1 protein-coding gene is annotated in these 1,500 nt (G+C 45.6%); it reads left to right on the forward strand.

All coding sequences use genetic code 11. From position 1 onward, the window contains the following. The first annotated feature begins 1 nt into the window (after window position 1). On the forward strand, window positions 2-1,420 hold the full coding sequence (gene ltrA / locus M3202_RS21940) for a group II intron reverse transcriptase/maturase (RefSeq protein WP_251225347.1): 1,419 nt from the start codon (window positions 2-4) through the stop codon (window positions 1,418-1,420). The last annotated feature ends 80 nt before the right edge of the window (window positions 1,421-1,500 follow it).

Below are 1,500 nucleotides of genomic sequence, written 5' to 3' on the forward strand. Positions count from 1 at the left end.
AATGAATGTTACCAAAGTCGGGACAAAAGAAAGCAGAATACCTTGCTGTAGCAAGGGCTGCCCGCAAAGAGATAGTGCGGAACACGAAGGGTATGCGGGAGTGCTTACCGACAAGCGGATAACTGAAAACAACAACACCAATGCCAACAGTCGAGAGAGCGGGCTTTTAGAGAGAATCTTGAACCGAGTAAATCTTAACGAGGCTTACAAGCAAGTGAAGAGGAACAAAGGTTCACATGGTGTCGATGGGATGAAAGTAGAGCATCTTCTGCAATATCTCAAAGACAACGGGGATGAACTTGTAAAGCTTGTTCTGGACGGGAAATACCGTCCAAATCCAGTCCGTAGGGTTGAAATACCGAAGGACAATGGGAAAAGGCGTACGCTTGGAATCCCAACAGCAGTAGACAGAGTGTTACAGCAAGCCATCACGCAAGTGCTGTCGCCCATCTTCGAACCGCAATTCGCTGAAACAAGTTATGGTTTCAGACCCAAGAGAAGCGCTCATGACGCGTTGAGAAAGTGTAGGGAGTATGCAAATCAAGGATATACCTATGTTGTCGACATGGATTTGGAGAAATTCTTTGATACGGTCAACCAATCGAAGATGATCGAATTGCTTTCTAGAACCATTAAAGATGGCAGAGTGGTATCCCTCATACACAAGTACCTACTGGCAGGAGCGATGAACAAGGGAAAGTTCGAGGAAACAGAGCTCGGGCTCGTTCAAGGCGGGAATATTAGCCCTTTGTGTAGTAATGTTATGCTGAACGAACTTGACCGAGAGCTGGAACGCAGAGGAATCAGATTTGTCAGGTACGCCGACGATATGCTTCTTTTTGCCAAGACAAAGCGATCAGCGCAGCGGATGTTAGACCACATTCTGCCCTACATCGAAGGGAAACTGCGGCTAAAGGTAAACAGAGAGAAAACAGTGGTTGCCTACATCGGCAAGATTAAGTTCCTAGGATACGGATTTTACCCGTCGAAAGACGGAATCAAACTACGCATCCACGCAAAGAGCGTCAGCAAAATGAAAGCAAGGATAAAAGAGCTCACGGCTAGAAGCAATGGGCTTGGATATGAACGGCTGAAATTACAGCTGAAACAATATATCACGGGATGGACTAATTATTTCAAACTCGCAGATATGAAGAAATTGCTCAAAGGAACAGATCAATGGTTAAGACGAAGGTTACGGATGTATATCTGGAAACGATGGAAACGAGTTCGAACCAGATACGCAATGCTACGTAAATTCGGAAACAACCACAACACAGCTCTCAAGTTCGCGTGTACAAGAAAAGGCTATTGGCGGATTGCCAAAAGCCCAATTTTAAGCACGACTGTAACCGATGCTCGCCTAAAACAAGCAGGATACGCATCTTTCTCGGAACATTTCAAAACTGTTAAGGTGTAAACTTAGGAACCGCCGTATACCGAACGGTACGTACGGTGGTGTGGAAGGTCGGCTACTCAACTAATGAGTAACCTCCTATC

Origin of the sequence: Halalkalibacter oceani (genome assembly GCF_023715605.1) — a bacterium.
Classification (GTDB): domain Bacteria; phylum Bacillota; class Bacilli; order Bacillales; family Bacillaceae_D; genus Halalkalibacter; species Halalkalibacter oceani.

Bases quoted from the DNA above. Each gene is read 5' to 3' on its own strand.
- ltrA (WP_251225347.1), top strand. From the start codon at position 2: ATGAATGTTACCAAAGTCGGGACAAAAGAAAGCAGAATACCTTGCTGT.